The sequence below is a fragment of the Clostridium hydrogeniformans DSM 21757 genome, assembly GCF_000686705.1.
Taxonomy (GTDB): domain Bacteria; phylum Bacillota; class Clostridia; order Clostridiales; family Clostridiaceae; genus Clostridium_Z; species Clostridium_Z hydrogeniformans.
This window is the reverse complement of the sequence record NZ_KK366004.1, coordinates 457,999-482,086: the sequence shown is the minus strand read 5'-3', so window position 1 is coordinate 482,086 and position 24,088 is coordinate 457,999. Positions and strand designations below refer to the sequence as shown.

The 24,088-nt window shown below is 28.7% G+C and carries 15 protein-coding genes and 1 other RNA gene; 2 read left to right on the top strand and 14 right to left on the bottom strand.

What is annotated here, in order from left to right; genetic code table 11:
• Positions 1-148: 148 nt before the first annotated feature.
• The 3 genes from BR69_RS0115480 to BR69_RS0115470 form a co-directional block, all read right to left on the bottom strand.
• Positions 149-4,591 carry a SpaA isopeptide-forming pilin-related protein gene (locus tag BR69_RS0115480; protein WP_027633997.1) on the bottom strand — a complete coding sequence of 1,481 codons (4,443 nt, stop codon included), beginning with the start codon at positions 4,589-4,591 and terminating at the stop codon, positions 149-151.
• A gap of 331 nt (positions 4,592-4,922) precedes the next feature.
• Positions 4,923-6,041, bottom strand: coding sequence for a response regulator (locus BR69_RS0115475; protein WP_027633996.1), 1,119 nt, complete (start codon positions 6,039-6,041; stop codon positions 4,923-4,925).
• A 177-nt stretch (positions 6,042-6,218) separates the two neighbouring features.
• A complete protein-coding gene (locus BR69_RS0115470; RefSeq protein WP_027633995.1) occupies positions 6,219-9,284 on the bottom strand; it encodes a hybrid sensor histidine kinase/response regulator in 3,066 nt (1,021 codons plus the stop codon).
• 308 nt (positions 9,285-9,592) lie between these two features.
• Here BR69_RS0115470 and BR69_RS0115465 point away from each other — a divergent pair, with 308 nt between their 5' ends.
• On the top strand, positions 9,593-10,123 hold the full coding sequence (locus BR69_RS0115465) for a hypothetical protein (RefSeq protein WP_027633994.1): 531 nt from the start codon (positions 9,593-9,595) through the stop codon (positions 10,121-10,123).
• A 68-nt stretch (positions 10,124-10,191) separates the two neighbouring features.
• Here BR69_RS0115465 and rnpB read toward each other — a convergent pair.
• The 7 genes from rnpB to dnaG all read right to left on the bottom strand — a co-directional run bounded on the left by rnpB (position 10,192) and on the right by dnaG (position 17,382).
• Positions 10,192-10,562: RNase P RNA component class A (rnpB, locus tag BR69_RS21265), an RNA gene on the bottom strand.
• Between the two features lie 44 nt (positions 10,563-10,606).
• Complete coding sequence (locus BR69_RS20685) at positions 10,607-11,692, bottom strand: GIY-YIG nuclease family protein (protein WP_051623642.1); 1,086 nt, start codon at positions 11,690-11,692, stop codon at positions 10,607-10,609.
• A 223-nt stretch (positions 11,693-11,915) separates the two neighbouring features.
• Positions 11,916-12,719: a Nif3-like dinuclear metal center hexameric protein gene (locus BR69_RS0115450; protein WP_027633993.1), complete on the bottom strand. Its 804-nt coding sequence runs from the start codon at positions 12,717-12,719 to the stop codon at positions 11,916-11,918.
• On the bottom strand, positions 12,710-13,408 hold the full coding sequence (locus tag BR69_RS0115445; protein ID WP_027633992.1) for a tRNA (adenine(22)-N(1))-methyltransferase: 699 nt from the start codon (positions 13,406-13,408) through the stop codon (positions 12,710-12,712). Before BR69_RS0115445 ends, BR69_RS0115450 begins: the two co-directional genes overlap by 10 nt.
• Positions 13,409-13,550: 142 nt before the next feature.
• Positions 13,551-14,438, bottom strand: coding sequence for a PH domain-containing protein (locus BR69_RS0115440; RefSeq protein ID WP_027633991.1), 888 nt, complete (start codon positions 14,436-14,438; stop codon positions 13,551-13,553).
• Between the two features lie 76 nt (positions 14,439-14,514).
• Positions 14,515-15,579 (bottom strand): RNA polymerase sigma factor RpoD, encoded by a 1,065-nt coding sequence (gene rpoD, locus BR69_RS0115435; RefSeq protein WP_027633990.1) that lies wholly within the window; start codon positions 15,577-15,579, stop codon positions 14,515-14,517.
• Positions 15,580-15,609: 30 nt separating this feature from the next.
• Positions 15,610-17,382: a DNA primase gene (gene dnaG / locus BR69_RS0115430; protein WP_027633989.1), complete on the bottom strand. Its 1,773-nt coding sequence runs from the start codon at positions 17,380-17,382 to the stop codon at positions 15,610-15,612.
• A gap of 592 nt (positions 17,383-17,974) precedes the next feature.
• On the opposite strand from dnaG, the gene BR69_RS0115425 reads away from it, so the two are divergent.
• Entirely contained in the window at positions 17,975-19,048 is a 1,074-nt protein-coding gene (locus BR69_RS0115425) for a CotS family spore coat protein (protein WP_034850007.1), read from the top strand.
• A gap of 237 nt (positions 19,049-19,285) precedes the next feature.
• Here BR69_RS0115425 and ppdK read toward each other — a convergent pair whose 3' ends face one another.
• The 4 genes from ppdK to recO form a co-directional block, all read right to left on the bottom strand.
• Positions 19,286-21,916 (bottom strand): pyruvate, phosphate dikinase, encoded by a 2,631-nt coding sequence (gene ppdK / locus BR69_RS0115420; RefSeq protein ID WP_027633987.1) that lies wholly within the window; start codon positions 21,914-21,916, stop codon positions 19,286-19,288.
• A 65-nt stretch (positions 21,917-21,981) separates the two neighbouring features.
• Positions 21,982-22,623 carry a transcriptional regulator CcpN gene (gene ccpN / locus BR69_RS0115415; protein WP_027633986.1) on the bottom strand — a complete coding sequence of 214 codons (642 nt, stop codon included), beginning with the start codon at positions 22,621-22,623 and terminating at the stop codon, positions 21,982-21,984.
• A 115-nt stretch (positions 22,624-22,738) separates the two neighbouring features.
• Complete coding sequence (locus BR69_RS0115410) at positions 22,739-23,326, bottom strand: DUF4342 domain-containing protein (RefSeq protein WP_027633985.1); 588 nt, start codon at positions 23,324-23,326, stop codon at positions 22,739-22,741.
• Positions 23,319-24,083, bottom strand: a complete 765-nt coding sequence (gene recO, locus BR69_RS0115405) for a DNA repair protein RecO (protein ID WP_034850005.1) — start codon at positions 24,081-24,083, stop codon at positions 23,319-23,321. The genes BR69_RS0115410 and recO overlap by 8 nt, the downstream gene beginning before the upstream one ends.
• Between the last annotated feature and the right edge of the window lie 5 nt (positions 24,084-24,088).

Sequence of the window (24,088 nt, the reverse complement as noted above, 5' to 3'; positions counted from 1 at the left end):
GCTATGTTTTAATATTTTTCTATTATAATCATTAGTATTTTTATTATATTGAAACTTATAATTGTTAACATGGTTTAATTAAGATAGTTAATACTCCCCAACATATTAGAGATATACAAACTTAGATTCCATAAGATTTTTAGAAAAACTATTCCCCTACCTTTCTTACTCTTATTACAAATCCTAATCCTAAAAGAATTAACATACTTCCTAATAAAATTAATATTGTAGTATTTATTATACTTCCAGTTTGAGGCATAATACCATTAGTTTTCTTAGAACCTGGCTTATCTGGCTCTACTTTATTAGGATCTTCTTTCTTAATCTCTTTTGTATTTTCCATAATAAATTTTTGTGTTTCTGAAGAATTTACATCAATACTAATCTCTTTATCACTTAAAATGTATCCTTCAGGTGCTTTTGTTTCTTTTATGGTATATTTTCCGTATTTAATATCATTAAAGACTGCTATTCCGTTTTTATCGCTTATTGAAACAAACACTATATTTCCATCCTTATCATATAAAGTGAATTCTGCTCCTTGAAGTATATTTCCATTTCCATCTACCTTTTTGATTTCAATATTTCCTGTTGTTTCAATTACTTTAGATTTATTATTTATAACTTCATATTCATATACATATCCAGCTTTAGAAACAAAAACTTCTATGTCATTCTTCAAGGCTTCATATCCTTCTGGTGCTTTTGTTTCTTTAATTTTATAGTTTCCATAAGGTACATCTTTAAACATAACAATACCATCATCATTAGAAGTAGAAACTTTTACTTTTTTACCTTCTGAATCATATAATGTAAATTCTGCACCCTTAAGCGGATTCTTATTTTCATCCACTTTTTTTAGTTTAATATTTCCTAATTTAATCTCTTCTTTAATCTTTGAATTCTTAATTTCACCAAGGTCATATACTTTTCCACTTTCATTAATATTAACTGAAATATCATCAGTATAAATATTATATCCCTCTGGTGCTTTTGTTTCTTTAATTTTATAGTTTCCATAAGGTACATCTTTAAACATAACATTACCCTCATCATCAGAAGTAGAAACTTTTACTTTTTTACCTTCTGAATCATATAATGTAAATTCTGCACCCTTAAGTGGATTCTTATTTTCATCAACTTTTTTTAGTTTGATATCTCCTAACCTAACCTCTTCTACAATCTTTAAATTTTCTATAGTTCCAAGATTATATGTCTTATTATTTTCTGTTACATTCACTGGTATATTACGATAAAGTCTTTGATATCCTTTAGGTGCTTTTGTCTCTTTAATAATATATTCACCATACTCTATATTATTAAATTTTACTAAACCTTTAGTATCACTTATTGAAGTGGCTAATGGGCTTTCAAAATTACTATCAGATTTCCTATAAAGCTTGAATTCTGCTCCCTGAAGAAGATTTTTGCTAGGATCTACTTTGATTAATTCTATATCTCCTCTAATTTTCTTGTTAGAAACTACATATGGATCTGCTTTTACAATTGATCCATCCTCTTGAACTTTCGCCCTTATAATCTCATTAGAAAGAAGATACCCTTCAGGAGCTAATACTTCTTTTATTAAATATGAACCATACTCTAAATTTTTGAATTTAACATGTCCCTTTTCGTCACTTACTGCATTACTTAAAGGATTTTCAAACTTACTATCTTCCTCTTTGTAAATTTTAAATTCTGCACCTTTAAGTGGTTTATTGTCCTCTTCATTTTTATAAAATTCTATTTCTCCAATGATTTTATCATTTACATAATTATATACTATATCTTTTTTATCACTGGAATTTTTAAGTTGGAATGGATACACCTCATCGCTTAATTTATATCCTATTGGAGCCACAGATTCCCTTATAGAGTAATCTATATCAAACTTTAACTTGTCAAATAGAACTTCCCCATTATCTCCTGTTGGCTTTGAAACTTTTATCACATTATCATATTTATCCAATAGTTCAAAAACAGCACCTTTTAACTTTTTAGAAGGATTTTCCTTATCCACTTTTATAACTTTAATACTTCCAGTGGCACCAACTCCGCCTCCACCTGTTTCTTGGAACTTCACATTAATATTAGACACTGTGGAATTCTCCTTTATACCTTGTCCTTTAAAGGAAACTGAATTGGTGAATGGTGATTTTGATTTATCTGTTACATTAGTTCTAAAACTCAAAAGATAAGCTTCTTCAGTTAAACTAGGTAATATAAAAGTGAATTCTCTATTATTTGCATCATATTTTACATTATTTTTATTTAAAGCTACTTCCTCACCTTTTACTAACGTTCCATTACTACTTAATGTTTGCTTGAATAACTGTACCGATGTGGTGTCAAGCTCTAATCCTTCTTGAAGTACATCTATTATAGAAGCATCCTTCAATGGAATTTTGTTTGAATTAATTGTCACATTCCAATCAATATAAGAATTTCCCATTGTGTAAATAGCACTTTTATTAACTAAAGTATTTTTTACTTTTGCTGTTCCAGTACTCTCTACCCCACCTGGCACTAAATCATGAATAAGAGTTCCAGTATTTTTATACTGTTTTTCACCATTTGTTGATAAATCTGAAATATCTTTAAGCTTAGTCTTAAATGTTATTACTTGATAATCATTAATTTCCCTTAGAAAATTATATCTTAATGTCTTTTTCTCATTATCATAGGAGTAATCTTTCTTATCTGCACTTTTGCCATTAATTGTTACAGAATTATCTACAAATTCCTGTCCATCATTTATAATATCTAAAACATAAGCATTTTTTAGATGCATTTTATTTCTATTTACTATGATTTGCCAAGTAAATTCTCTACTTACATAGTCAAACCCATTACTAATTTTCTCCATAACATAGCTTTGTACATTTTGTGTTCCTCTGTCCTTAGATTCTTTTATATTATCTCCAGTTAATTTTACTGTATTATAATAATTTTTATTACTGTTTCCAGCGTATATCTTAGGATCTGTTACTCTTGTTTTAAAAGTTATGGTATGAATTTCTTTTATAGTATCATTGAAGTTATATGTCAAAGTTCCAGTCTTCTGCTTGTCATTTAGTTCTGCTTTCACATAATTAAAAGAACCTTTTTCTGTTCCCTCTTTTATTTCTGCAGAACCATCTACATATTCTTGTCCCAAGTCAATGTCATCTGTAACCAATCCATTGATTATAGGTATTTTATTATTATTCACTGTAACTTTCCATGTTATTTCTCCAGTAGAAGGATTGTAATTTACCCCCTGTTTAGTTATAAGACTAGTAGGAACTCCTACTCCCTTTGAGTCTGATGTATTCTCTGGTACACCATCTCCTGTGAGAGTAGCTATATTTTTATATTCTTTGGAAGCATTTGAATTATAAGCATCTGGATCCACCACATCTGTTGAAAAAGTAATTTTATGTGGTTCATTAATTTCATTTTGAAAAGTATATATAAGTTTTGGTCCTTCTAATTTGTAGCTGTTACTTTCAACTCCATCTAACTTAACAGAACCTTCTGTAAATTTAAGCCCTTCTGGAATATTATCTGTTACTACTGCATTAGTAATACGCTGAGCATTGTTATTTACATTAATTATCCAATTTATTCTTTTTGTCAATGGATCATAACTACCACTCTTATTTATATAATCTGTTTCAACTCTAACTGATGCTTCATTTGAAACCTTAGTAACTTTATCATAACTTAAGGTTGCTGTATTTTTTTGATAAGTTACAGTCCCTTCCTTTCCTAAGGCTTTAGGATCTATAATCTTAGTTTTAAATGTTATTGTTTGCATTGTATTAATAACATCTTGAAAGTTATAAGTGAGTTTTTTGTTTTGTCCATCATAATTGTAACTCTCATTACTTGCGTCTTTTCCATTAATCTTAACAGATCCCGGAATAAATTCTTGTCCTTCTTGTATCATGTCCACAATTTTCCCATTACTCACCTTAACATTCTCAGGATTTACTGTTACTTTCCAAGTAATTTCATTCTTAGAAGCATTATATGCTCCTTCTTTATAAATAGATGCTTTTGGAGTTTCGGGCTGTTCAAAATTCACATTAATTATAACTGGCTCTGAATTTCCTCCAAGATCAAATACAATAGGAGTAGGATTTTCATTACCTATTTGACTCTCATCAAACCAAGTATGAACATAAAAATATCCTGATACATTAGAATTCTTCTCTAAATAATCAGAAAAAACTATAGTTGCTTTTCCATTAGTATCTATGGTACATTCACCCACAGAATCACTGCCATCTTCCAAATTTAATGGAAAAGTAGAATTCTTTATTATTTGTATTTCCTTTGGGATATTTATAACATACTTATCCCCCTTTTTTACTGTAGTTACATTTTCAACTGCAAAGGTATAATTTAGTATGACTTCTGCATTCTTTTTAATTGGATTAGATTCATTAATGGGATTACCCTTTCCATCTGTTAGTTTTATTCCAGTAATGAACTTTATCTTGTCTGTGAGATCTGCTGCTTTAGCTTTTACAGTAGGTGTAATCATTGAAAACTGCATAAATAAAGCAAGTAAAAATGAAATTGTAGAAAATCTTTTTTTTCTCATTTTCTCCCCCCCTTTAGTCCTTATTGTTTTAGTATATTTATCTCCTCACCCCTAAATAATAATTTAGAAAACTACACCTAATTAGTATAGAATAAATAATAAGTTTATAATTTTTCTCATTTAAGTGTAACTTTACCATCTAATGATAATATATGTCCCTCACAAACTTCTCACAAACTATTTATTATAATTTTATATCTATATCAAATAGAGACTTTTATTTTCTAATTATTTCCATATCAAAGTATTTATGCTTATCTTATTCTTTTATCAATTAAAAATAATATTTTTAATTGATTGTATAAAAAAACAGAGAAGTTTACTTCTCTGTTTATAAATTAGATATTAATTCATTATAAAGTTTTATAGTGGAGACTTTAGGTGATATATCAAGCTCATCCTTCAATAACTTTTTTAGATTTCTATAGCAATTAACTAAATTTACCTTACTCCCACTATCAAAATATAGCTTCATCATTAATTCATTGTTTTTTTCATTAAAAGGATCTTCTTTAATAACTTTCTTTAAGTATTTCTCTGATGTATTATAAGAGTTTTTTCCCATATAATATATAGCTATATTTTTTATACCCTCTAAATAATATAATCCAAGTTTCTCACTTAATTCTATACTCCATGTATAACCTTCATCTCCAAATAATCTACCTTTATATAATTCTATACTTTTATCATAACTCTCTATATTTTCCTCATTTACTATTGGATTATCTTTAATAAAGTTTTCAAATTCCCAACTGTCACAATTAAAATTATTCAAGTCTATGCTATATTTTCCTTTTCTATATTTAACTACATTTTCTATATCTACACTTTTAAGAGACGCTTTTAGTCTATATATTGTACTGTGTAAATTATGCTCTGCTTTCTTAGGTAAATAATCTGGCCAAAGTATATCACAAAGTATCCATTTATCAATCTCTTCTCCCCTCATATATACAAAATATGCAAATAACTCTTGTACTTTTGCAGTTGACCAACTTATTAGTTTATCCTTTTTTCCATAAACCTTAAAAGTTCCCAATGATAAAATTTTATTACTTTTATTTTCTATAAAATCATCCACTCTTACGCTATAATTTCTTAGTAGTCTTTTTACAGTTGCATTTAATTCCTTCTCTATAATAGGTTTTAAAATATAATTTACTGCATTAACTTTAAATGCTTCTAAAGCATATTTTTCATAGGCAGTTACAAAAACTATTTGTATATTCTCATCGAACTCCAAAATTTTATTAGCTAGTTCTATTCCATCCATACATGGCATTTCTATATCTATAAAAACAACATCCGGCAAAAGCTTTAATATACCTTCTAGAGCTTTTTTAGAATCGGTGAATTCTCCAACTATATCTAAATGTTTATTTTTCCTCATGATAATCTTCATCAGCTGTAGCACTGGTTCTTCATCATCTATAATTATAGTTCTCATTACTTTCATCTCCCATAAACACAATAAACATATGAAAAATAATTAATTAAATATTATCCTATATCTTAAATCAAAAATATAATACACTTTCAAAATAACTTGTTAGTGCACCATTTTTCCTTAATAGTAAATAAAAAAATATATAAACACCTTTACTTTTTAATAAAAATACTTTAATCATAGCTCTTTAATAAATATAGATACTGTTGTTCCCTGTCCTTCCTTACTATAAATATCTATATCTGCATTACTTAATTTTTTAATTCTTCTACTTACATTATAGAATCCTACCCCAGCTTTTTTACTTTCTATATTTTTCAATTCATCAACTTGCTTTTCTGACATTCCAATACCAGTATCCCTTACTATAATATTAAGAACATTGTTTTCTTCATTAACAAGAATATATATAGTTCCCCCATGGTTTTTTTTACAAATACCATGTTTTACGGAATTTTCTACTAAAGGTTGAATAGACAAGGATGGTATCTTTTTCTTCCTTAATTCATTTGGTATATAGTATTCCACTTTAATTTTATCCCCAAATCTAGCTTTTTCTATCTCTAAATATGCATTTACCATTTCAAGCTCTTTACTTAATGGTACAATCATAGTTCTATTATTTATATCAAAAGCTTGTCTTAGATACACACTAAAATTTGTAAGTAATTTAGCTGCTTTTTCATTATCTTTATAACAGAAAAATATTATAGTGCTTATTGTATTAAATAAAAAATGTGGTTTTATTTGTGCCTGTAGAAAAGCTAATTCATTCTTTAAAGCTTCTTCCATGGCTTTTTTCATTTGAATTAAGTTTCTTACTCTAGAAATTATTTCTTTTTCTTCAAAAGGTTTAGTTATAAAATCATTTGCTCCTGCATCAAACCCTAAAATTAAATCGTAATTAGTGTTTTTTAATGTTGATATTAATATAGGTAGTTCTATAAGAGAATACTTTTCTCTTATTTTTTTACATACATCTATTCCTGAAATTTCTGGCATCATCAAATCTACTACTACTAAATCAATTTTATTATCCTCTATCTTTTTAAAAGCCTCTTTCCCTGATAAAGCTGTCAAAACATTATATTCTTCTCTACTGAGTATATTTAAAAGAGTTTGAATGTTAAATATTTCATCATCTACTATCAAAATTGTATCTTTTTTCTCTTTTTTATTTTCTATTTTACTCTCATCAATTAAATATGGGATATTAAAGGATTGACTATCTTCTCTATTGTTCATCTTATATAATCTATTTTTTTCTTCTGAATAAGGTAATGAAAAGATAAACCTATTTGCCTTATTTATCTCTGACCACTCTAAATATATTTTTCCCTTCATTAAATCTGCTAATTTATAAGCTAAATCTAAACCTAAGGTAGCACCTACTAGATTTACATCTTTGTAGTTTTTGGGAATATATTCCTGTTCATCGTTTAATATTCTATCCCCTAAATATTCTATTATTATGTTAACTAATTTATCATCTTTTTTTACACTTATTTCTATGGTACATCCTCTCATATTATTAATACAATTACTAATAATATGAAATATACTTTGTCTTACCCTATCTTCATCTGCTACTATCATTATTGATTCCTTTATATTATTATTAAATTTTATATTTCTATTTTGTATTATATGTTTAAAAGATAATATAACTAAATCCACACAAACCTTAATATCTATCAAAGATAACTCAAGTTTTAACTGTTTATTTTTTACTAAAGTTATATCTAAAGTATCATTTATAATATTAGTTAACCCTACTGCTATATTGTTTATAAGCATAATATCTTTAATATCCTTTTCTTCTAAATATGTTCTATTGCTCTTAATCATAGTTTCAGATATATTGACTATTCCATATAAAGGTGCTTTTAGTTCGTAGGATGTTCTATCTATAAACTCATCTTTTACTTTATTCATTTGTATAAGTTTTTTTGACATTTTTTCCATATCATCATAGGCTACTGCAAATCTATATGATAAAGTATTAACTGTAAATATTATGCCTAAAAGAAATGCTGTGGATCCTATTATAGTAGAGTTAATAAGTCCAAAAATATATATATAATTGCTACCTATACATAAACATAAACATACTATAGATTTTAGTAGAAGTAGATTCCCTTCCTTTCTTAAAGGTCCGTATTGTTTTTTTACATATACTATAATTAATCTTATAATTACTACTATTAAAAAAGATATTATAAAAATAAATAAACCTATATTTAAATAAGAAGATATAGGATATATAGATATTAAAGATATAATCGCAAAGCATACACATAATATATTTACTATTTTAAATATATTATGTGTAAGTATATTCTTATTAAGATGTTTTATAATTAATGATAGTGGAATCATTGTTAAAGAAATCAAAAAATGTATAGCCTTAGAACTTACCTTAAAAGGAATTAACGGGAATACTTGTAACAACAATTTTTCTCCATTTAAAAGAAATATTACTGAAAACATCAAAAAGCATATACTTAAATATAAAAAACTTTTATCCTTTTTCATCATTAAATATATATTTAAATGATAAATTGCAATCAAAACTACTAATAATGCTGCTGTTAATTCTAAAGAAGAAGTTGCTATTGTTATAAATTTAATATCTTTCATAAGCCCGAAATTTATTTCATAAGGAACTCCCCCAAAAAAGTACTCAAAGTTTGCTGTTTGCAAAATTATTTCAAGTTCGTCCCCTTGAACATTAAAATAAGTGCTATAGGTTACATTTCGAGGAATGTATCCCTTATGTTTTTCGGCTGGATTTCCGCTACTTCCCTCAAGAACCTCATTAACATACAACTTATTACTCATTTTAATATTTTCTACCTTAATCCCAAAAAGTTCTGCTGAAGATTTAATGTTTATTACTAATCTATATGTTCCTATACCTTTATTTAATATACTTTCATTATCTGTATTTCTTTTTCTTATTGATGATATATTAACATACTTTACGGAATCATTTTTTTTATATTTTTCCTGCTTAAAATCTTCTGGTGTAAGAATTTCATTATCATAAAATTCCCATTCTCCATTTAATCTTACATGCCCATTCTTTAAAAAATTCCATTCTGAAAGATCTAATTTTCCTTTTTCCGCCAAAGGTACACCCTTTAAAAAAATTTTTCCTTTAAAAATTCTAGGATCTAACAGGAAAATTTGAATTGTTATAATTATTAATATTACAATTCCTTTTAATACTTTTTTTATCAAAAAGGTCACTCCTTCAAGTAGCCAATAATTATTTTTTATAAATAACTTATATATACTATATACCATAATATAATTTTTTTTCAAGTATTTGCAAATATTTTTCTATTTTTCCACTTAATAAATTTACATTTACTATTGCATATCTACATTTACATTGCTTTACATATTACAAATAAAACAATTTAATTCCTAAAAGAACTAAGTAATACATCACTATATTACTTAGTTCTTTTAGGAATTAATTTTCATAGAATAACTATTCCACTTTTGTTAAATATGGTAAAGTAATAATTATGGAGGCATTATATATGAAGAAAATAAAAAGAAAATATATTAAAAAAGTTATTTTATCATTAGCTATTTTAATTCTTCTATTTCCATTTATACCTTATAAATTACCCAGTACATTAATAAATGATGAAGGTTTATATGTAGATATACATGATACACAATCCAGTGGGGGATATCTTGTAACTTCAGGAAGAGAAAAAATTTTAGAATATGCTAAGACCCTAAGTAATAATGATATAAAAACTGATGAAATTTATATAAATGGACTCTGTCCATTTCGTGAATTAGATATGAATAGCTTACATGTAACGAGAATTAGACTGTATGGGGAGTTCACTGAAGTTATAAAAGACAATGCTTTAACCTTCAATGTTAAAGCATGGCGTCCTTTAGATGAATTTGTGTTTTTACACACCACACTCACGTGGAAAAAAGTTAGAGCTATCTTTGTTCTACTCTTTTTTATATATTTTATACTACTAATCTTATTTAAATTTCCTGTAGTGCCTAATATTCTATTCTTTTGGTATTTAGTCTTTTTCTACTAAAAAATTTTTTAGACTGGCAAAAGAATGGCAAAATAAAAAACACTAAGTCATAAACCTAGTGTTTTCAATGGACGAGATAACCCTATAAGCCGAGTTCTGTATTAGACAATCATCTATCTAGGCCTATTGTTACCAATAGGCTCCAGCGACACACCCGATGGCGGGACGGGCAGCCCCATATACCATCCTATTCGGTCTTGCTCCAGATGGGGTTTACATAGCCGCGAAGTCGCCAACGCGCTGGTGAGCTCTTACCTCCCCTTTCCACCCTTACCAGTTAGCTAAAAGCTAATCTCATGAAGAATCTTCATTCTGGCGGTATATCTCTGTTGCACTATCCTTAGAGTCGCCTCCACTGGGAGTTACCCAGCACCCTGCCCTATGGAGCTCGGACTTTCCTCCCCTGACTTTCATCAGCGGCGATTGTCTGGCTTACTCGCAAGAATTATATTAACATATAATTTTTATAAATGCAAATAGTTTTTATTTCCTTAACTTAATTGATTTATTAATTTCTTCTTTTATAGCTTTAGTATTTTTTATTATCTTATCATCTAACATAATGAAAAATAAGTCATTATCTTTATTTTTTATATATGAATATATTATATTAGCCTCATCAATATCCTCTTTAGTTAAATTTACTTCTTCTACGTTACTAATTGAAAATACACTTTTTATTTTAATTGAAGCTCCCATTATATTTTTATAAAACTCTCCTGACTCTATTTTCTCCATATACAAAATTTTATTTCCTTTAATACAGAATAATTTTAAAAACCTTTCATCTATTTTACTAATTACCACTATGTTCTTCATTCCCTCAGCAAGATTTATAATACCCTGAAGTGACATCAAAGCTTCTAAGTTTTTTATAGAATCTCTTATAATTTTTGCTCTTTCAAAATTTAAAGTTAAAGCTTCAGCTTCCATATCCTTTTCTAAATTCTTTATAAATTCATCATTTTCCTTATTTAAAAGTTCTTTTAGCTTAATTAATTTATCTTTATATTCTTCTTTTTTTAAACTTCCCTCACACACTATTCTACAAGGATAAAAACTAACTCCATGGCATCTTTTTCTTATTAAAGGACTTTTAGAGCATCTTATAAAAGGCATAACTTCAAAAATATTACCTAGTGTTTCTTTAACTAAATTAGGTGAACTATATGGTCCAAAGTAATAACTATCCTCTTCTTCTTTTTCTAAAACAACCTCTGGCACTCCATATTCATCATTTAAATTGATTTTTATATAACAGTATCTTGAATTATTTTTCATAAGACTATTATAGGATGGTTTTATCTTTTTAATAAGGTTACATTCAAGTAAAAGAGCATCTAACTCAGTATCTGTGATTATGTGATCAAAATTATGGATATTGAGTACTAGCTTTTCTATTTTAGATGTTCTATTGCTTAGATTATAAAAGTATTGGATTACTCTATTTCTAAGACTTTTAGACTTCCCAATATATATTATATTTCCCAGGGAATCCTTCATTAAATATACCCCTGGAACCTGTGGAAGTTTCTTAGCCTGTTCCTTTAAACTATCATTATTTATCATATTGTTCTTCTCAAACCCCTTCTAAAATCAAAGGATTTTTATCATTCACTAAATTAAAATCCCTTATCTTTAAGTAATAAAAAATCCCTAGAAATCCTCTTTCAAAAAAAGTTACATACTAAACTAAAGATATACTTAGAATTAAACTTCTTTCTTCCCTTCTAAATATCTTTAATCTTGCATATAACTCTTTTCTTTTTCCTAATATATTACCTAAAATCAATTAAACCACATTATAAGGCTCTTTATTCTTTTCAGATATAAATACTTCTATACTTTCATCCTTGCTCTTTAAATAGTCTTCTATTCCTCTTCCTATATGCTTAAATAAAGGCCATTCCGAACTAAAGTGCCCAATGTCCATTATTGAAACTCCCATTTCCCTATAGTCACTAACAAAATGGTAGGATGTATCCCCTGTTATCACAAGATCTGCTCCCATAAGTCTTGCTCTTTCAAAGAAATCCTCTCCACTACCATTAATTACAGCCACTCTTTTGATTTTTTTATCCATAGACCCTACAACCTTTATAAACTTCAAATCTAAAGCTTTTTTAACTAAGTCACACATTTCTCCTAAAGTTTTTTCTTTTTCAAGATTTCCTATTCTTCCTATACCAGAATTTTCTTTAATAGGATTCTTATCTATAATTTCATAACTATTAAAACCCAGCATATTCATTATGGTATCATTCATACCATTTTTCACCGAATCCAAATTAGTATGAGATGAGTATAAATTTATATCATTTTTTATAAGTTCTATTATTTTTCTTCCTTGAAGTGTATCCTTAGTAATTGATGATGGTTTTTTAAATAATAAAGGATGGTGAGTTATTAAAAGATTGGCTCCCTTGCTCTTAGACTCTTCTATAACTTCTAAAGTAGCATCTAGTGCAATAAGTACCTTTCTTATATTCTCTTCCCTATCTCCAATTAAAAAGCCAACATTATCATAACTTTCCTTAAGGTTAACTGGGGCAAGCTCTTCCATATATTCTATAAATTCTTTGATTTTTAAAGACATGTTGTAGCCTCCTTAATCTTTTGAATTTTTTTAATAACCTCTTCCCTTCTCTTTAAAGCTCCTTCAGTGTTATCATTAATTTTTTCTAATATAGCATTATATTTCTCTATCTTATTACTTATATATTCAAGAGCTAAGGGATCTTTACTATTTAAAATATATGGGCTTATCTCAAAGTATATTGGATCTAAGTCTTTTTTATTTTCTACTCGCACTCTTGGAGTAACCTTTATTATTTCATAAAATATCCCTTCATCAAGACATATCTTCTCCTCTAATATCTCTATTCCTTCATTAAATAAAAACTCTCTTAAAACCTCTGGATTTTGTGTAGGCTGAAGTATGGCAAATTCTAAACTTTTAAATACTTTATAGCTATCAACTATTATATCCCTTATAAGATTTCCACCCATACCTGCAATTACTAAACCTTGAACCTCATTAACCTTTATAGTTTTAAGTCCACTTCCCAATCTACACTGGATTTTTGATGCAAGTCCCTCTAAAGACACATTGAGTTTAGCCTTATTTACTGGCCCCTTATTTATATCCGATGCTATAGCCTTAAGGCATACTCCTCTTTTTAGTGCCTCAATAGGCACATATCCATGATCTGTTCCTATATCTGCTATGGAATCACATTTATCTATTAAATTAACTATATTATTAAGTCTTAAGCTAATATCCATTGACATCTCCTTAGTATACTTTTATCATCTCTTAAAATTTATATCTACCTAAATCATTATGGATATAAATTTATAAAGCCTCTTACAATTACTACTTCTTAAAATTCACCTGGGGCAAACCCCTATTAAAATTAGGTTTATTTTATATAAAAACACTTAATATTCTTAACTGTATAATAGCAAAAGCCAATGCCATTATTATAGATATATACATATATTTATATGCAGATTTTCTATCATATTTTGAAGAAAAATGAGCTCCATAATACATACATACTAAAATCACCATATTTAGTACTCCATAAGTCATCTGCCTAAAGACAAATTGTTTGGATGTTCCATACTCTATAGCTACAAAGCTCTCATTAAAATTTAAGGGCATGGTTATAGGTAAATCCTTATTTAAATATAAAATAAATGGATTTAAAGTTACAAATATTATAATTACAGTTGCTATTATAAACGGAATAAAGAATCTCTTTTCTTTAAAAAGATCATTACTTTTTTGTTTCTTAACTTGAAACTCTTTTTCCTTTATATTTTTTGATATTAAGAGCTCTTTAAATGCCTCTACATTTTCTGGTGATATTCCAAAACTCATATCCTCAGTTTTTATATAAATTACATTCTTTGCTGATGTTACATAAAGATAAGTAAGTCCAACCTTATCTATTATACTTCTTCCTATACCAAAAAAGTTATTACCTATTCCTGAAAGTTTAATTCCTCTTATAGCCCCTTTATGGTAAGAGTATCCTAGTATATCCTTAAATTTTATAACTTCCTTCCTTAAAGAAAAGAAGCTATCTATTTCAATTTCATTTTCCCTTATAATATATTTCAATGAAATTAACATGAAAAGATAGTAAATACAATATCCAGTTGCTACTACCATAAATAGTTTTAGTAAGGTTATAACCACATAAGAATTTATGAAACTTCCTATAAAAGCTACTATTACATTTACTGCTACTATAGTTATTATTATAAAAAAAAGTCCCAAACCTACTGGCGGCTTATATATTTCCATTATTTTATCACCTCATGTTAAAAATAATATATTACTAATTATATTACAAAATAAATAAAAAAGCACCTACTAGGTGCTAATCTAAATAATCTTTTAATTTTTTACTTCTACTTGGATGTCTAAGCTTTCTTAATGCCTTTGCTTCTATCTGTCTTATTCTTTCTCTTGTTACATTAAACTCCTTACCTACTTCTTCAAGAGTTCTTGCTCTACCATCATCAAGACCAAATCTTAATCTTAGAACCTTCTCTTCTCTTGGAGTTAAAGTATCAAGAACATTTATAAGTTGTTCTTTAAGCATTGTAAATGCTGCTGCTTCTGCTGGTGCTAGTGCATCATCATCTGGAATAAAATCTCCAAGATGACTGTCTTCCTCTTCTCCTATTGGAGTTTCAAGTGACACTGGCTCTTGAGCAATCTTCATTATCTCTCTAACCTTATCCACGGGCATTTCCATTATTTTTGCTACTTCTTCTGGTTGAGGTTGCCTTCCTAGTTCTTGTAAAAGTTGTCTTTCAACTCTTATAAGTTTATTTATGGTTTCAACCATGTGAACTGGTATTCTTATAGTTCTTGCCTGATCCGCTATAGCTCTTGTTATCGCCTGTCTTATCCACCATGTAGCATAAGTGGAGAACTTAAAGCCTTTTCTATAATCAAACTTTTCTACTGCCTTTATAAGACCAAGGTTACCTTCTTGTATAAGATCAAGAAACATCATTCCACGACCTACATACCTTTTAGCTATACTTACAACAAGTCTTAAGTTAGCCTCTGCAAGTTTTCTTTTTGCATATTGGTCCCCTTCTTCTATTCTATTTGCAAGGTTTATTTCCTCTTCTGATGATAATAAAGGTACTTTACCTATCTCTTTTAAGTACATTCTAACTGGATCATCTATTGCAATTCCTTCTGGGATTGATAAATCTAACTCTTCTTCCTGGGATGTGTCTTCAGACATATCTCCAATTACCTCTACACCCATTGATTCAAGAACTTCATAAATCTTTTCTATTTGCTCTGGAGTAATTTCTATGTCCTCTAATTCATCCATTATCTCCTTATAAGTCAACGAACCTGATTTCTTGCCCTTATCTATAAGTTTTTTTACCACAACCATCTTTGCATTTTTATCCTTCATGTTCTTGCCTCCCTCCGGTCATAAGCTTAATTATCCCCTTCCTAACTCTTTTTGTAGTTCCTTAAGCTTTTGAACATATTTTAAGGTTTCTTCTATCATACCTTTTGACTCAAATTCTTTTATCTTTCTCATAACTTCCTTAATAGTCTCTTCAAGCTTAAATTGCTTTATTTCATATATATAATCTTTAACAAGTTCCTCTTTTTGTCCCTCTTCAAAAATGAGATTTAACTCTTTTATATTAACCCATTCTCTGGTAGTATCCACAGAATTGCATTTACTTTCTATCAGTTTAAATCTCTCTTTTAAATCCCCCATTTCTTGACTTTCTAAGATAACCTTGTAAAGAATTTTATGAGCTTCAATTATAAAATCATCTGGATTCATATTACTATAGATATACTCCAATGAATAATTTTCTAAAACCATTTTAAGTATGCTTCTAGCTGCTTTCACATAAGCTGACTCTACATATAATTTTTGTCTAAAATCATCTGAAGTATTCATATTACTGCCTTTATAAGATACTTTTTTTATATCATCATTTAAATTATCATATATGGCCTCTTCTTTTATTCCAGTTTCCTCTGAAATCTTCTTTATATATACATCTTTTTCTATGCTATCCAGATTAGCTAATATCTCTGTTACATTTCTTGTATATTTTATTACCATTTCCTTGTCTTTAAAATTTATACCTTCTTTTGCCTTTTTAAGCCTATAATCAATTAAAGGTTCTGAATTATTTGCTAACCTCAAAAAAGCCTCTTTTCCATTGGCTCTTATAAATTCATCAGGATCCTTTCCATTAGGAACTGTAAGAACCCTAACATCAAAACCAGTGTTTTTTAGAATCTCAAGTCCTCTTAAAGTAGCCATTTGTCCTGCTAAATCTGCATCATAAGATATAATAACCTTATCTGCATATCTTTTTAACAGTCTTGCTTGATTTACTGTAAGCGCTGTTCCAAGAGATGCTACCACATTAGTTATTCCATACTGATGAAGGGAGATTACATCCATATATCCCTCAACTATTATGAAAGTTCTCAAAGTGTTTTTTTCCTTTAAAGCAAAGTTTAATCCATAAAGATTAGTTCCTTTATTAAACACCAATGTTTCTGGTGAGTTTAAATATTTAGGCTTTGAATCATCTAGAACTCTTCCTCCAAATGCAATAACTCTTCCCTTATAATCAAACACAGGAAACATTACTCTATTTCTAAATCTATCATATATATTTCCCTTATCATTTTTTATTATAAGTCCTGCATCTAAAAGAATTTGTTCTTTAATTCCCTTTGACTTTAAATAATTCATAAGTGAATTCCAGCTATTTTGTGAATATCCAAGTCCAAACTTCCTTAGAGTAGATTCTTTTATACCTCTGTTCAAAAAATATGCTTTTCCTATATTATTAGATTTATTCATATTTCCAAAGAAAAATCTAGCCGCTTCTTTATTTACATTATAAAGCACATCTTTCTTATCATTAAATCTTTTGTTGCTTTTTGATTCTTCAATAGTTATATTGGCTCTATCTGCTAAGTATCTTAAAGCTTCCACATAGGATAAGTTTCTATTTTTCATAACAAAGGTTATAACATTACCTGCTTCTCCACATCCAAAACACTTAAAAAGCTGTTTTTCACTAGAAACACTAAAAGAAGGTGTTTTCTCATTATGGAAAGGACATAATCCTTGATAATTTCTTCCACTCCTCTTTAGTCTAACAGTATCAGATATAACCTCTACAATGTCATTTTCATCCTTTATCTTTTCAATTATATGTTCTGGTATCAATGAGAATCCCACCCAAAGTAATTATTTATAATTAATCTTTTCAACAAGGTTTATTATATTCGACAGAAATTAATCTTTTCCTTCTTTTCTACAATTTTTTTTATTTAATTTATATTTCTAAACTATGTTGCTTATATATATATTCTTTATTTTTTCTGTTTTTCCTTCAATAAACTTTAAGTTTTATAATAATCCTTTCAAATATTAGTTTATCCCAAATTTATATAAATTTATTCCTTATTTGTATTATTTATTGCAAATTTTGTTATTTTTTGCACTATTAATTCCAATCTAATTCACTCCTATATATTGTATATTTTTTTTTAGATTTTATGATTATTTTTTTCATTTTCTAAATTTCTCCTATAAACTCATCTTATTATTATTTATATTTAAAATTATTTTATATTATATGTTTCATTCTTACCTGTTTTTAGAAATTATTTTAATATTTATATTTAATTTCTGCACTTCCTAATATTAGAAATTGTTAACTCAATTTTTTTATTCGAAATCATAATCTTAAACTTTCCCTCATATAATATTATGAATAATATTACTCTTATTAGAGAGTTAAGGGAGGTAATATACTATGCCTCATGAAAGGGCTAAAAATTATAACATTAATTTAAGAGATACTTGGATTAATACCTATAATATAAAAAAATATGTTCTTCCTCACTATGGTATAGAGAATTGTGAGATTAAGGAAATTAAATTCAAAGATACGGATAAGCAGCGTGCTGTTTATAAGGTTCAAGTTGGAGAAGAAGCTTTTTGTATAAAAAAGGTATACCTTAATAAAAAAGAGCTTTTGTTTGTTTACTCTGCTGTAGAATGGTTATATAGACTAGGTGTAGATGTTCCAAGATTTATACCTACCAATGATGGAAGCAGGTTTGTTTTAGAAAATGATATGTTGTTCATGTTAACACCTTGGATAAATGGTGATAAATGTGACTTTGATAATATTAATCATATAAACCTAGCCATGTCAACCCTTGCTAAAGTCCATAAAACCTCTAAAAACTTCTCTCCTATCTTAGGCAGTGAAGAAAGATTAGGTTTTGATGATATATTTTCTTCTTATAATAAACATTTTAATCAACTATTAAATTCTTCAAACCTAGCCTTTAGATATCAAGATCAATTCTCAAAAATTTTTCTTGATGACTTTGAAGATAACATAACCTTAGCTAGAATTTCTTTAGATTTATGTAACTCAATAAATGATGAAAACTTATCTAGATCCTTATGTCATGGTGACTATGTAAATAAAAATATAATTTTTGAAAATAATCATAATATGCATATAATAGATTTTGATAAAAGTAAATTAGATTATTGTGCTAAAGATATATCCTATTTCTTTAGAAGACTTTTAAAAAGAGAAAATACTAAATGGAATCTAGATTTATGTATAAATGCCTTAGATGAATATAATAAAATTAAACCCCTAACCCTAGATGAATATAAATATATAGCAGCTTATCTCGCATTCCCCCAAAAATACTGGCGGATTTCCAGAGATTACTATAACAATATAAGAAAATGTAATAAAAAAGCCTTCTGTAATTTATTAAATAATGTAGTTAAAAAAACCTCTTATCAATTGCAATTTATTAATTCTTTTGTAAGTTATATAGAGAATAAATTTAATATATAAGTTCTAATATTAAAACTACATTAGATTCAGTTGAAACTTATTGAGTCATCAATCAGTGAAATGTAAATTACTTAATGCAATATATACATCCTTAAAATAGCCTTAATAAGCCCTAGAAACATTATTTCTAGGGCTTTAATTATTTATATTTATGCAATTGAAAAATCTTATTTCAAATAGACACTCTTATGCACAATTTCATTTAAAGTTTACACCTGCTTTAGAAAAGTCATTAGGTTATCTTTTATTTTTAACCTGCGCTTGAGCCGCTGCAAGTCTAGCAAGAGGAACTCTAAATGGTGAACAAGACACATAATTTAGTCCTAGATTATGACAGAACTCAACTGAGGATGGATCTCCTCCATGTTCTCCACAAATACCTAGTTTTATATCACTTCTAGTTTGTCTACCCTTTTCTGCAGCCATCCTTACAAGTATGCCTACTCCATCTTGATCAAGCTTTGCAAATGGATCTGACTCATATATCTTTCTATCATAATAATCCTTTAAGAACTTTCCTGCATCATCTCTTGAGAAACCGAAGGTCATTTGAGTTAAGTCATTAGTTCCAAAAGAGAAGAACTCTGCTTCTTTTGCTATTTCATCAGCAGTTAAAGCAGCTCTTGGAACTTCTATCATAGTTCCAACAAGATACTTCATATCTATACTACTTTCTTTTAAAATAGATTCAGCAGTGGTAACAACTATATCTTTAACGAATTTAAGTTCCTTTATTTCTCCAACAAGTGGTATCATTATTTCTGGCACTATATCATATCCATGATTTTTCTTAACTTCTACAGCTGCTTCTATTATAGCCCTTGTTTGCATTTCAGCTATTTCAGGGTAGGAAACAGCAAGTCTACATCCTCTATGACCCATCATAGGATTGAATTCGTGTAAAGAGTCTATAGTAGCTTTAAGTTCTTCTACAGTTATTCCCAGTTCTTTTGCAAGACCTAATACATCCTCCTCATTATGTGGTAAGAATTCATGTAATGGTGGATCTAATAGTCTTATAGTACAAGGTCTATGTTCCATAGCCTCATAAATTCCTACAAAATCTTCTCTTTGCATTGGAAGAAGCTTTTCTAATGCCTTCCTTCTTTGCTCCTCATTCTTTGCAACAATCATTTCTCTAACTGCCAATATTCTATCTTCTGCAAAGAACATATGCTCTGTTCTGCAAAGTCCTATTCCTTCTGCCCCAAACTTAACAGCTTGAGATGCATCTCTTGGAGTATCTGCATTGGTTCTAACTTTCATTGTTCTTATTTCATCTGCCCACTTCATAAAGATTTCAAAATATCCACTTATTTCTGGTTCTACAGTATTTATTTCACATCCATAAATATTACCTGTGGATCCATCTATTGATATATAGTCCTTATCTGTATAAACCTTTCCTTGAACCTCTAAAGTTTTGCTGATTTCATTAACTTTTAAATCACCACAACCTGCAACACAGCAAGTTCCCATACCTCTAGCTACAACAGCTGCATGAGAAGTCATTCCTCCTCTTACAGTAAGTATTCCTTCTGCTGCTATCATTCCTTCTATATCTTCTGGAGATGTTTCTAGTCTAACTAAAACTACTCTTTCTCCAGCTTCTGCTCTTTCTTTAGCCTCATTAGCTGTAAATGATATTTTACCACAAGCTGCTCCTGGAGATGCTGGAAGTCCCTTTGCTATAGGAGAATTCTCCTTTAACGCATTTGAATCAAATGCAGGATGTAATAAGCTATCAAGTTGCTTTGGCTCAACTTTAAGAATAGCTTCTTCCTTAGTAAGCATTCCCTCTTCTACAAGATCCACTGCAATTTTTAAAGCAGCTTGAGCTGTTCTTTTACCATTTCTTGTTTGAAGGAAATATAACTTACCTTCCTCTATGGTAAATTCCATATCCTGCATATCTCTATAATGATTTTCTAATATATTAACAATCTTTAAGAATTCTTCATATATGTTAGGCATGTCCTCTTTTAATTTACTTATAGGATGAGGAGTTCTTATTCCTGCCACTACATCTTCTCCTTGAGCATTCATTAAGTACTCAGCAAAAATATGTTTTTCTCCAGTAGATGGATTTCTTGAGAAAGCTACCCCAGTTCCTGAAGTATTTCCTTTATTTCCAAAAACCATCTCTTGAACGTTTACAGCGGTTCCCCACTTAGCTGGAATATCATTTAATCTTCTATATACTATAGCTCTTGGATTATTCCATGATCTAAATACAGCCTTTATGGACTCTATAAGTTGAACTTTAGGGTCTCTTGGGAACTCTTCACCCTTTTCTTTCTTATAAAGAGCCTTATACTTTTTAACTAGCTCTTTTAAATCATCAGCATTTAAATCTGTATCAAGGTTTGCTCCCTTTTCTTTTTTCATTTCATCTAATATATCTTCAAACATTCTTTTTTCTATATCCATAACAACATCTGAAAACATTTGAATAAATCTTCTATAAGAGTCATAAGCAAATCTAGGATTCTCTGTTATTTTAGCCATCACTTCAACTGTATCATCATTTAACCCTAAATTAAGTATAGTATCCATCATACCTGGCATTGATGCCCTTGCCCCAGATCTTACAGAAACAAGAAGAGGATTATCTAATGATCCAAAACCTTTTCCTGTTATTTTCTCTAGCTCTGTCATTCTTTCATAAATTTCTTCAATAACCTCTGACTCTACTACCTCACCATCATCATAATACTTGTTACATGCCTCAGTTGTAACAGTAAAACCTTGTGGTACTGGAATATTCAGATTTGTCATCTCTGCTAAATTAGCACCCTTTCCACCTAAAAGGTTTTTCATGGATGCATCGCCTTCACTAAATAAGTACACATATTTCTTCTTGCCCATATTAACACTCCTTTAGCTTTTAAAAAATATATACTAAAGGGAGAAACCTCCCTATAGTTATCTTATTATTTGTTTTTGCCCATATTAACAAATAACTTAGTGATATTAGTCTTTGAGATTTTGCCCACAATCTTTAAAGACTCCTTATCATTTTCAAAAACTCTCTCAATAACAGGTAGACTATCTACCTCATGATCTATTATTCTCTGTGCCACTAAATAAGCTGTATCTTCTGGTTCAACAAAAACTATATTTGGCATTCTTGTCATTATAACTCCAACCGGAACCTTATGAATATCAGTTCCTCCTATAGCTATTTTTAAGAAATCTTTTCTTGATACAGCTCCCACAAGTATTCCCTTATTCTCAACAAATAAGGTTCCTACATCATTTAAGAATAAATGTACAATGGCATCATATACTGTAGTCTCTTCATTAACAACAACTGGTGATGACATTACATCTTTTACCTTTATATGAATTATATAATCATATACCATGCTATGAGAGGGCTTTTGAGAATATATATATCCAACTTTAGGTCTAGCTTCTAAAATTCCTGTCATGGTTAGTATTGCTAGATCTGGCCTTAAGGCAGCCCTAGTAACTCCTAAATGTGATGCTAAGGATTCACTTGTTATTGGTGCTCCTTCTTTTACTAATCTTATTATTTCTTCTTGTCTTGGTGTTAATTTAATTGCCCTCACCTCTTTCTAATGTTCCAGGAATTAGTGTATATTATATTTTAAATGTGATATACAATTAACTTATTTATATTATACAATATAATTTTTTTCCTGTATATATTTTTTTGTTTATTTTTTATTTATTCTCCTCATCATCATGGAATTTTACAGAGTATTGATATACTGGAGTGTCATTCATAATTACATCATCTTTAAATCCATTGTTAGTAGAATTTTTTTTATTATTTATAAATTTATCCTTTACTTCGCTTGCTACATCCTTTATTTTGCTTCCTAAGTCCATAGCTGAATTTTTTACTACAGTATTTATAACTTCAACTGTCCCATCATTATTGGTAATTTCAACAGTAAGAGTAACTAAGGTAGCTGTAGCTATTCCTATAAGTATAATCGGTGTCCAAAGTAGTCCTATAAACCCTGCTGCAAGGCCTGCATTTACTGGAACATCTACTATTACCTTTTCTCCCTTTTTAATTCTTATCCTACTTATGTTTCCCCTGTCTATTAATTCCATAAGCCATGTCTTAAATCCTTCAAGAGATGTAAATATAGGTGAAGGATTCTCTTTTTTTCTTTCTTCTATATATATTATAGCCTCCACCACATCTCCCATAGAAAATTCTAAAGCTTCTTTAGCCTCCTTATAGGAAACTCCTGTTCTTTCTATTATTAAATCTAATTTTTCTAAAGAATTATCATTCATTTTTATCTCCACTCTCCTTTATTATATCAAGCATATCTAAACTTTTAGGCCTTCTTTGATAAATACTCCCTATTAAGGACTTCATAATGGAATATAGTTCCTTTTTTATATTATCATTTATTTTTAATTTATATATATTATCTAGACTATAGAAATTTAAATATCTTAAAATATTATATGTACTAGAAGATATGGGAATACCATAGGATTTTTCACACCTATTACAAACCCCTCCACTATAAGCAAGGCTTATATAATCACAATAGGAAAGCCTTCTTTTACACTTACAACAATTCTCTAAATCTAGTGCATAGCCTGTGGCTTTTAAAAGTTTAATTTCAAAGGCTCTAATAAGAATCTCATTATCCAAAGCATTAGAGTTTAATAAATATAATGAAGTAACTAATTCCTTAAATAACACCGCATTACTTTCATCATCTACCATGGATATATCTATAAGCTCACAAAGGTATGTGCTGTAGGTAAGCTTTTCTAAATCATCTAAACATCCTCTAAAGGAATTTACAATTTTTCCTTCACTTATAGTATAAAGCCCTCTGCCTTTAAATAGGACATATTCACCAAAAGTAAGGGGCAAAGAGGCTGAAAATAATTTATTACTATTCTTCTTTGCCCCTTTTGCAATAGCTGTTATTTTCCCATTCTTTTCTGTATATATCCACAGAAGCTTATTATTCTCTTTGTAGTCCTGTTCCTTTAATACAACCCCTAAAGTTTTAACTAGTGCCAGAGTTATCTCTC